Source organism: Rhodoplanes roseus (assembly GCF_003258865.1).
Classification (GTDB): domain Bacteria; phylum Pseudomonadota; class Alphaproteobacteria; order Rhizobiales; family Xanthobacteraceae; genus Rhodoplanes; species Rhodoplanes roseus.
The window spans coordinates 1-9,711 of record NZ_NPEX01000155.1; the positions used below are offsets into that span (position 1 = coordinate 1).

Annotated in this window: 9 protein-coding genes; 7 read left to right on the forward strand and 2 right to left on the reverse strand. The window is 71.4% G+C overall.

What is annotated here, in order from left to right; genetic code table 11:
* Window positions 1-81: 81 nt before the first annotated feature.
* Window positions 82-834 (reverse strand): triose-phosphate isomerase, encoded by a 753-nt coding sequence (gene tpiA, locus CH341_RS19685; protein WP_111420688.1) that lies wholly within the window; start codon window positions 832-834, stop codon window positions 82-84.
* Window positions 835-1,172: 338 nt separating this feature from the next.
* On the opposite strand from tpiA, the gene CH341_RS19690 reads away from it, so the two are divergent.
* The 5 genes from CH341_RS19690 to CH341_RS19710 all read left to right on the forward strand — a co-directional run bounded on the left by CH341_RS19690 (window position 1,173) and on the right by CH341_RS19710 (window position 5,666).
* Window positions 1,173-3,080, forward strand: a complete 1,908-nt coding sequence (locus CH341_RS19690; RefSeq protein ID WP_111420689.1) for a peptidylprolyl isomerase — start codon at window positions 1,173-1,175, stop codon at window positions 3,078-3,080.
* Between the two features lie 25 nt (window positions 3,081-3,105).
* On the forward strand, window positions 3,106-4,623 hold the full coding sequence (trpE, locus tag CH341_RS19695) for an anthranilate synthase component I (RefSeq protein ID WP_111420690.1): 1,518 nt from the start codon (window positions 3,106-3,108) through the stop codon (window positions 4,621-4,623).
* Between the two features lie 107 nt (window positions 4,624-4,730).
* Window positions 4,731-5,000: a ribbon-helix-helix domain-containing protein gene (locus CH341_RS19700; RefSeq protein WP_245431150.1), complete on the forward strand. Its 270-nt coding sequence runs from the start codon at window positions 4,731-4,733 to the stop codon at window positions 4,998-5,000.
* A 41-nt stretch (window positions 5,001-5,041) separates the two neighbouring features.
* On the forward strand, window positions 5,042-5,299 hold the full coding sequence (locus CH341_RS36470) for a type II toxin-antitoxin system RelE/ParE family toxin (RefSeq protein WP_425376198.1): 258 nt from the start codon (window positions 5,042-5,044) through the stop codon (window positions 5,297-5,299).
* Window positions 5,300-5,423: 124 nt separating this feature from the next.
* A complete protein-coding gene (locus CH341_RS19710) occupies window positions 5,424-5,666 on the forward strand; it encodes an AbrB/MazE/SpoVT family DNA-binding domain-containing protein (RefSeq protein WP_111420693.1) in 243 nt (80 codons plus the stop codon).
* Window positions 5,667-5,685: 19 nt separating this feature from the next.
* Here CH341_RS19710 and CH341_RS19715 read toward each other — a convergent pair whose 3' ends face one another.
* On the reverse strand, window positions 5,686-7,719 hold the full coding sequence (locus CH341_RS19715; protein ID WP_170149723.1) for a methyl-accepting chemotaxis protein: 2,034 nt from the start codon (window positions 7,717-7,719) through the stop codon (window positions 5,686-5,688).
* Between the two features lie 281 nt (window positions 7,720-8,000).
* On the opposite strand from CH341_RS19715, the gene CH341_RS19720 reads away from it, so the two are divergent.
* Together CH341_RS19720 and trpD are read left to right on the forward strand one after the other, a co-directional pair.
* A complete protein-coding gene (locus tag CH341_RS19720) occupies window positions 8,001-8,621 on the forward strand; it encodes an anthranilate synthase component II (protein ID WP_111420695.1) in 621 nt (206 codons plus the stop codon).
* 7 nt (window positions 8,622-8,628) lie between these two features.
* Window positions 8,629-9,642, forward strand: a complete 1,014-nt coding sequence (gene trpD / locus CH341_RS19725) for an anthranilate phosphoribosyltransferase (RefSeq protein ID WP_111420696.1) — start codon at window positions 8,629-8,631, stop codon at window positions 9,640-9,642.
* Window positions 9,643-9,711 lie beyond the last annotated feature (69 nt).

Below are 9,711 nucleotides of genomic sequence, written 5' to 3' on the forward strand. Positions count from 1 at the left end.
TCGTGCGGCCTCGCGCTGAAACACCGCACGCTTCTCCATCGCTTCGAGGCTCCAGAAGGTGACGACGCCGAGCGCCGACCCCTACTTGTAGGCCGCCGCGATGGCCAGGAAGTCGGTCGCCTTGAGGCTGGCGCCGCCGACCAGGGCGCCGTCGACATTGGCGACCGCCATCAGCTCGGAGGCGTTGGAGGGCTTCACCGAGCCACCGTAGAGGATGCGGACGCCCTCCCCCTCGGCGCCGAAGCGCTCGACCAGGCGGTCGCGGATGAAGCCGTGCGCCTCGGCGACGTCGGCGGCGGTCGGGGTCAGGCCGGTGCCGATCGCCCAGACCGGCTCGTAGGCGACCACGAGGGTCTTCGCCGTGGACCCGTCCGGCAACGAGCCGGCGAGCTGGACGCCCAGCACCTCCAGGGTCTTGCCGGAGACGCGCTCGTCCTTGGTCTCGCCGATGCAGACGATGGCGGTGAGCCCGGCCCGCCAGGCGGCCTGCGCCTTCGCCCGGATCTCGGCGTCGCTCTCCTCGTGGTAGGTGCGCCGCTCGGAATGGCCGACGATCACGGCGGTGGCGCCGGCATCGGCCAGCATCTCGGCCGAAATGTCGCCCGTGAAGGCGCCCGACACCTCGGCATGGCAGTCCTGGCCGCCGATCGCCACCGGCTTGCCGGCCGCCCGCGCCGCGAATTGCGCCACCAGGGTGGCCGGGGGGCAGATCATCAGGTCGCAGCCCGGATAGCCCGGCGCGGCCGTCAGCATGGCGTCCAGCTCGGCCACCGAGGCCGAAAGCCCGTTCATCTTCCAGTTGCCCGCCACGAGCGGGCGCCGCACAGACGCCATTGGAGTCCCCTGCGTTACGGCGCCCGGGCGCCGGGCGCGCCGCGCAGGCCGCGGACGCGGTCGTGAATGCGATCCCGGCGTTATGCCACGATCGTACCTCGGGTGCGACAAATTCCGACGGCACGACAGGCGCCCGGCTCTGTTGCGGGGGGGAGGCGCCCCCCCTATGATGCGGCCGCCTTCGGGCCGGCCGGGACATTCGGCCCGGGACAGGCTATTCCCCCTCGCGCGCCCCCGGACGACCCGGTGGACGGCGCGACCGATCGACGGGGCTCGCTTCCGCCACCCGAATCACGGATGTCGCGTGAAGGCGCCCAGAACCAACGCGAACAGGACCCATGCTCCGCGGATTGCGAAAAGCCTCTTCAAACTGGCTCGGCAAGGTCGTCATGGCGGCCGTCGTCGGATTCCTGGTCATCAGCTTCGCGGTCTGGGGCATCGGCGACATCTTCCGCGGCTTCGGCGTCTCGACGGTGGCGACGATCGGCAGCAGCGAGATCACGATCGAGCAGTTCCGCCAGTTCTACAACGACCGGCTGCAGCAATACGGCCGCCAGCTCGGCCGGCCGATCACGCCCGACCAGGCCCGCGCCGCCGGCCTCGACCGGCAGATCCTCAACACGCTGATCGCCGAGGCGGTGCTCGACGAGCGCGCCCGCCAGCTCGGCCTCGGCATCTCGGACGCCGAGGTGGTGCGGCTGATCATGCAGGATCCGGCGTTCCGCGGCGCCAACGGCCAGTTCGACCAGACCCGGTTCGCCTACCTGATCCGCCAGGCCGGCTACACCGAGCAGCGCTTCATCGCGGAGCAGCGCCGGATCTCGCTGCGGCGCCAGCTCGCCGGCTCGATCGGCAGCGACGTGAAGGCGCCCGTCACCACGGCCGAGGCGATGAACCGCTACGAGAACGAGGAGCGCTTCGTCGACTACGTGGTGCTCGACGCCGCCAGGGCCGGCGACATCCCGGCGCCGACGCCCGAGCAGCTCCAGGCCTATTACGACCAGCGCAAGTTCCTGTTCCGGGCGCCGGAGTACCGCAAGCTCCTGTTCCTCGACCTGTCCCCGGAGCAGCTCGCCGCGACCGTCGAGGTGAGCGACGCCGACGCCAAGAAGGCCTACGAGGAGCGGTCGAGCCGCTACGTCACGCCCGAGAAGCGGCAGGTGCAGCAGATCGCCTTCCCGAACGCCGAGGAGGCCAAGGCCGCCCAGGACAAGCTCGCCGGCGGGCTGAGCTTCGAGGCGCTCGCGGCCGAGCGCAACGTGGCGCCGTCCGACCTCGATCTCGGCCTCGTCGCCAAGGCCGAGATGCTCGACCCGGCGATCGCCGAGGCGGCCTTCGGCCTGCCCGAGGGCGGCGTCAGCGCGCCGGTCACGGGCCGGTTCACCACCGCCATCGTGCGGGTGACCAAGATCGAGCCGGGCCATGCGACCCCGTTCGCCGAGCTCGAAGGGCAGATCAAGAATGACTTGGCGCGCGATCGCGCCAGGGCGTCGCTCGCCGATCTTCGCGACAAGGTGGAGGACGAGCTCGCCGGCGGCAGCCGCCTCGACGAGATCGGCCAGAAGCTGAAGCTCCCGGTGCAGACCATCGCGGCGGTCGACCGCTCCGGCCGGGCGCCGGACGGCCAGGCCGTGACGCTGCCCAAGGAGGTCGACGTGCTCGGCCCGGCCTTCGCCTCGCAGGTCGGGCTGGAGAACGAGCCGATCTCCATCCCGGGCGGCGGCTATCTCTGGTACGAGGTCGCCGGCGTGACGCCGTCGCGGGAGCGCACCTTCGACGAGGTCAAGGACCGGGTCGAGGAGCGCTGGCGCAACGACGAGATCGGAACGCGGCTGACCGCCAAGGCCGAGGAGCTCGCCGGCAAGCTGAGGTCCGGCACCTGGTTCGCCGAGATCGCCGGCAGCGAGGGGCTGAAGCTGGAGACCGCGCCGGCGCTCAAGCGGCGCAGCCGCGGGCCGCTGCCCGCCGACGTGATCGAGCGCGTGTTCAAGACGCCGAAGGACGGCGTCGGGACCGCGGTCGGGTCCGGCGACACCGACCGCATCGTGTTCCGCGTCACCGACATCCGGCCGCCGCCCTTCGACGCCGACAGCGCCGACACCAAGAAGCTGCTCGACCAGCTCCGCAACGCCTACTCGGACGACGTGATGGCCCAGTATGTCGGCCAGCTCCAGGCCGAGATGAAGGTCAAGATCAACCAGGCGGCGCTGGCCCAGGCGGTCGGACGGGGCTCCGCCGACCAGTAGCGCCGCGGCGCGAGCGTAGCGTGTCATGCAGATCGAACCGCAGGCCGAAGCCTTCGTCGACGCCTATGGGCGCGGCATCGCCCAGGTGGTGTCGACGACCCTGGTCGCCGACCTGGAGACGCCGGTCTCCGCCTTCATCAAGGTGGCCGAGGGAAAGCCCGCGAGCTTCCTGCTCGAATCGGTCGAGGGCGGCGCGGTGCGCGGCCGCTACTCGATCATCGGGCTCGCTCCCGATCTCGTCTTCCGGGTCCGCGACGGCAAGGCCGAGATCGTCCGCCTGGTGCGCGGCCAGGCCGACATCGTGGTCCCCTGCCCCGAGCCGCCGCTGAGCGCGCTGCGCGGCCTCGTCGCCGACAGCCGGATCGCGCTCCCCGAAAGCCTGCCGCCGATGGCGGCCGGCGTGTTCGGCTATCTCGGCTACGACATGGTGCGGCAGATGGAGGATCTGGGACCGGCCAATCCGGACCCGATCGGCATTCCGGACGCCGTGCTGGTGCGGCCGACCGTCGTCATCGTGTTCGACGCCGTCAAGGACACCATAACGGTCGTGACGCCGGTGCGGCCCGACGCCGCCGTGCCGGCCCGCGTCGCCTACGCGCGCGCCGTCGAGCGGCTGACCGGCGTGGTCGACGCGCTCGATCGGCCGCTGCTCAAGGAGCCCGCGGCCGACCTCGCCGAGGCGCTCGACACGCCGCCCGCCTCCAACACCACGCCGGACGCCTATGCCGAGATGGTGCGGCGGGCCAAGGAGTACATCGCGGCGGGCGACATCTTCCAGGTCGTGCTGGCGCAGCGCTTCTCGACGCCGTTCGCGCTGCCGCCCTTCGCGCTCTACCGGGCGCTGCGGCGCGTCAATCCGGCGCCGTTCCTGTTCTTCCTCGATTTCGGCGGCTACGCCGTGGTCGGCTCCAGCCCGGAAATCCTGGTGCGGGTGCGGGACAACACGGTGACGATCCGGCCGATCGCCGGGACGCGGCCGCGCGGCGCCACGCCGCACGAGGACAAGGCGCTGGAGGAGGAGCTGCTCGCCGACCCGAAGGAATGCGCCGAGCACCTGATGCTGCTCGACCTGGGCCGCAACGATGTCGGCCGGGTGGCGGCGATCGGCACCGTGACGGTGACGGACCAGTTCTTCGTCGAGCGCTACAGTCAGGTGATGCACATCGTCTCCAACGTCGAGGGGCGGCTCGCCGCCGCGAACGACGCCCTCGATGCGTTGGCCGCCGGCTTCCCGGCCGGCACCGTGTCGGGTGCGCCGAAGGTCCGGGCCATGCAGATCATCGACGAGCTGGAGAGCGAGAAGCGCGGCCTCTATGCGGGCTGCGTCGGCTACTTCTCGGCCGCCGGCGAGCTGGATTCCTGCATCGTGCTGCGCACCGCGCTGGTCAAGGACGGCACCATGTACGTCCAGGCCGGCGCCGGCATCGTCGCCGACTCGAACCCGGCCGCCGAGCAGCAGGAATGCGTCAACAAGGCCAAGGCCCTGTTCCGCGCCGCCGAGGAGGCCCGCCGGTTCGCCAGCGCGGCGAAGCGCGGGCAGTAGCGCGCGACATTGTCCGCGGCGGAGGGACCTGCGTGTCCTAACTCCAGCGGAACCATGCTAGCCTCGGGCCGAACCGAACAGGGGCTGCCATGCCGGACACCGCCCAGATGACCATCTCGCTGCCGCAAGACATCGCGGCCGCGCTGGAGGATGCGGTCGAACGCGGCGACTACGGGTCCACCGGCGAGGTCGTTCGTCAGGCGCTCCACGAATGGGCCCTCCGCCATCTGGGCGGCGCGCCGGACCTCACCGCACTCAAGGCCGAGATCGACAAGGGGATGGCCGACCTCGCGGCCGGGCGTGTCAGGGAATTCGATCTCGACCGCATCGTCGAACGCGGGAGAACCTCATCGACGCGCCGCTCGCCCTCCGCCTGACCGACACGGCCGAAGCCGACCTCGCGGACATCTGGGCGACGATCGCTGCCGAGTCTTCCGCGGGAACGGCGTCCCGCGTGATAGGTCGCATTTTCGCGTCGTGCGAGCCGGTGCGGCGATTTCCGCATGCAGGTGCGCCACGGGACCATCTTGCTCCCGGGCTGAGAGCGGTGTTCCGAAATCCCTATGCCATCTACTACGTGGCAACTGCAGATGCCGTCGTCATCATACGCGTCGTTCACGGCGCCCGTGACATAGACGACATCGCAGCGGGCGGCGGCTTCACAAAGACCACCTAACCCGCTGAACTAGCCCGCCCTCTCGCTGTCGGAACATGGCCGCCATCCGTGGCTTTCCGGTTGCGTGCGCCGCGGCGGATCGGTAGGACGGCGGCCGTTCTGGCGTAGCATAGCGGAGGCCGTCGTGCAGGTCGCGAGGTGGGGTGACAGTCTGGCCGTTCGGCTGCCCAAGGAGGTCGTCGAGGTGCTGGGCCTGCAGGAAGGATCGACCGTCGAGCTGCGCGTCGCCGGCCCGGCGATCTTCGAGATCGCCAGTGCGCCGACCATCGAGGAGATCCTCGCCCGGGCGCTGCGGCTGCGGGCCGACCTCCCCGACGCCGGCCCCTTCGCCGAGGCGCCGGACGACCGCCAGGGACGCCTGTTCTAGGCCGGCCCGGACCCGCCGCTCAGGCGGCGCGCACCTCCTCCAGGAAGCCATCGACGCCCTGCTTCAATCGATCCGACTGGCGGGCGAGCTCGCCGGCGGCGTCGAGGACCTCGCCGGCGACACCGCCGACCGCCGTCGCCGCCTGGGTGACGCCGACGATGTTGCCCGACACCTGCTGGGTGCCGCGGGCCGCCTCCTGGACGTTGCGGGCGATCTCGCGGGTCGCCGCCGCCTGCTCCTCGATGGCGGAGGCGATCATGGTCGAGATGCGGCTCACCTCGTCGATCGTCCCGGCGATGCCGCGGATCGCGTCGACGGCGTCGCTGGTGGCGCCCTGGATGTCGGCGATCTGCGTGGCGATCTCCTCGGTCGCCGTGGCGGTCTGGTTGGCGAGCGACTTGACCTCGGAGGCGACCACGGCGAAGCCCTTGCCGGCCTCGCCGGCCCGGGCCGCCTCGATGGTGGCGTTGAGGGCGAGCAGGTTCGTCTGCGACGCGATGGTCTGGATGAGCCCGACCACCTCGCCGATCTTGTGGGCGCCGTCGGCGAGCCTCTGCACCGTGCCGTCGGTGTGCCGCGCCGCCTCCACGGCCCGGTCGGCGATGGTCGAGGACTGGGCCACCTGGCGGCCGATCTCCTGGGTGGTCACGGACAGCTCCTCGGCGGCCGTCGCGACGGTCTGGACATTGACCGAGGTCTGCTCGGCCGCCGCCGCCACGGCGGTCGCCTTGCTGGTGCTGTCGCGGGCCGTGGCGCTCAGCGACTTGGCCGTCGCCTCCATGCCGGACGCCGCCGCCGAGAGGCTGCGCACGAGCTCGCCGATCTCGACCTGGAAGCGGTTCGTCACCGTATCGACGCGGTGCGCCCGCTCGTCCTTGGCGCGGCGCTCGGTGTCGCGGGCCTGGCTCATCCGCTCGGCTACGATCGCGTTCTCGCGCAGGACCTCGAGCGCCTGCGCCATCTGGCCGAGCTCGTCGGAGCGGTCGCGGCCCGGCACCGCGACGTCGTTCTGCTTGTCGGCCAGCCGGCCGATCACGCCGGTCAGGCCGGCCACCGGCCGCAGCACGCGGCGGGCGAAGACGACGGCGGCGCCCGCCACCGCCGCGACTGCGACCGCCATCAAGGCGAGCGCCGCGACCAGCTGGACGATGGCGTGCTGCCGCTCGGCCGCCACCACCTCGGCCGCGGTGGCCAGCGCCGCGTCGCGCGGCAGCAGAATGCTCTGCAGCCCGGGAAGATGGCGCTTCCGATAGTCGGGAATCGAGATCGGATACTTCCCGTCCCCGAGGCCGGCCGCCATGATCTGCCCGTACAGGACGCCGATGTCGCCGAAGAACCGCTGCTTGACCGTCGCCATCGCCTCGGCCACCTGCGGCGGATCGCCGAGCCGGCGCGAGGCCGCGACGATGCTGATCCAGTCCTGCTCCATGCGCCCGCGCATCTCGGCGATCCGGTCGAGCTGCTCGCGGGTCATCGGCGCGCCCGAGTTCATCGCCTGGATCAGGACCGTGCCGCGGTCGCCGCCGTTGAGCCGCATCGCCGCACTCTTGCGCGCGATGTCGATATAGGTCGCGACCCCGGCGATCTGGCCGGCCGCCGCGGCGTCGACCGCATCGATCAGCGAGTCGAGGGTCGCGTAGGACTTGTCGGACAGCACAACCGAGTCCGCGAAGGCCTTTGGATCACGGTCCGTCTTCGAGCGGGACATGGCCGCGTCGACTCCCTGCCGCAGGCTCTTCAGGTCCGAGGCGACCCGGCCCAGCGTCGCCATCGGCCCGGCCGCGTCGAGCGAGGAGCCGCGCACAAGGTCGAGGGTGGTCGACAGGCGCGCGTCCGTCTCGTCGCGCTGCTTGGCGATCACGGCGCGTCCCGCCGCGTCCATGGCCGCGTCGGCGGACAGGCCGAGATTGTAGTGGCCGCGTTCGGCGGCGAGGCTCTCCGGGATCTTCATCGCCGCCGTCACGATGCTGACCGCGTCCGCCGAGACGCGTGCACGCCCGACGCGGTCGACCCCGTCCTGAACCAGCATCCCGGCCGTCACGAGACCCGGCACCGACGCTCCCGCCAGGCAGATAAGGAAAAAGGTCCTAATTCGCATGTCAAGCCACCTCGAAAATACCTCCGTCCGGGTTAGGCCCCGTTTTCATAAGATCTCCTCAACGTCGTTCCGCTCTTTGGAATGACCGGGATGCGCGGGACGCGTTGCCGGCGCCGGTCGGCGAGCCGGTCCCCGAGGAGGCGGCGCCTGGGCGCGGCCGGCCCGGTCGCGGGCGCGCGCCTTGACCCCCTTCGGGCACGCGGTCTAAGACCGCCCGAGGGAGGCGGTGGGCCGCCATGATCGTGCTGATCGACAACTACGACAGCTTCACGTTCAACCTCGTCCATTACCTGGGCGGGCTGGGCGCGGAGGTCGTCGTCCACCGCAACGACAAGGTGACGGCCGACGCGGTGCTGGCGGCCGACCCGGAGGCGATCGTGCTGTCGCCCGGCCCCTGCACGCCCAACGAGGCGGGCATCTGCCTGGAGCTGATCGACAAGGCCTCGGCCGAGATCCCGATGCTCGGCGTCTGCCTGGGCCACCAGGCGATGGGCCAGGCCTTCGGCGGCAGCGTCGTGCGGGCGCCCGTGCCGGTGCACGGCAAGCTCTCCGAGATGAGCCACGAGGGCCAGGGCCTGTTCCGCGGCATCAACGGCCCGTTCCGGGCGACGCGCTACCATTCGCTGGTGGTCGACCGGGCGAGCCTGCCCGACGACCTCGCGGTGACGGCCGAGACCGACCGGCTGATCATGGCGATGCAGCACAAGACCCGGCCCGTGCACGGGGTTCAGTTTCATCCCGAGAGCATCAAGTCCGAGCACGGCCATCTGATCCTGAAGAATTTCCTCGATATCGCCCGCGCCTGGAACGAGGCGGCGGGCCGGGCCGACGGGCGCAGCGCGCCGCGGCCGCAGTGAGGCTTCCATGGTCGAGTTGAAGACGCTGATCGGTCAGGTCGCCACCGGTGCGCCGCTGACCCGCGAGCAGGCCGCCGAGGCCTTCGCCCGCATGATGTCGGGCGAGGCGACGCCGTCGCAGATGGGTGCGCTCCTGATGGCGCTGCGGGTGCGCGGCGAGACCGTCGAGGAGATCACCGGCGCGGTGGCGGCGATGCGCTCGAAGATGCTCAAGGTCGAGGCTCCGTCGACCGCCGTCGACGTGGTCGGCACCGGCGGCGACGCGTCCGGCTCGTTCAACATCTCGACCTGCGCGGCGTTCATCGTCGCCGGCGCCGGCGTGCCGGTCGCCAAGCACGGCAATCGGGCGCTGTCGTCGAGGTCCGGCGCCGCCGACGTCCTGACCGCCCTCGGCGTGCGCATCGAGCTCGGCCCCGAGCAGATCGCCGCTTGCATCCGCGAGGCCGGCATCGGCTTCATGTTCGCGCCGGTGCATCACCCGGCGATGAAGCATGTCGGCCCGACCCGGGTGGAGCTCGGCACCCGCACGATCTTCAACCTGCTCGGACCGCTGTCGAACCCGGCCGGCGTGAAGCGCCAGATGGTCGGCGTGTTCTCGCGCCACTGGGTCGAGCCGCTCGCCCATGTGCTGAAGAATCTCGGCTCCGAGCGGGCCCTGGTGGTGCACGGCTCCGACGGCCTCGACGAGATCACCACGGCGGGCCCGACCGCCGTCGCCGCGCTGGAGAACGGCACCGTGACGACCTTCGAGATCACGCCCGAGGAGGTCGGCTTGCCCCGCGCTGTCCCCGAGGCGCTGCGCGGCGGCGACGCGGCCGCCAATGCGATCGCCCTGAAAGGCGTGCTGGAGGGCCGCAAGGGCCCGTATCGGGACGTCGCGGTGTTCAACGCCGCCGCGGCCCTGGTGGTCGCCGGCAAGGCGGCCGATCTCGCCAGCGGCGTCGCACTCGCGGCGCAGTCGATCGACACCGGTGCCGCCGAGGGCAGCCTCGGCCGGCTGATCGCCGTCTCCAACGCGTGAGCCCGATGGTGACGCATCCGTCGTTCCGGGCGCGGTACTGGTCGTTCCGGGGCGGCGCGGCAGCGCCGC

Coding starts and splice junctions, on each gene's coding strand:
- trpD (WP_111420696.1), top strand. CDS start 8,629: ATGGTCGAGTTGAAGACGCTGATCGGTCAGGTCGCCACCGGTGCGCCG.
- CH341_RS19720 (WP_111420695.1), top strand. CDS start 8,001: ATGATCGTGCTGATCGACAACTACGACAGCTTCACGTTCAACCTCGTC.
- tpiA (WP_111420688.1), bottom strand. CDS start 834: ATGGCGTCTGTGCGGCGCCCGCTCGTGGCGGGCAACTGGAAGATGAAC.
- trpE (WP_111420690.1), top strand. CDS start 3,106: ATGCAGATCGAACCGCAGGCCGAAGCCTTCGTCGACGCCTATGGGCGC.
- CH341_RS19700 (WP_245431150.1), top strand. CDS start 4,731: ATGACCATCTCGCTGCCGCAAGACATCGCGGCCGCGCTGGAGGATGCG.
- CH341_RS19690 (WP_111420689.1), top strand. CDS start 1,173: ATGCTCCGCGGATTGCGAAAAGCCTCTTCAAACTGGCTCGGCAAGGTC.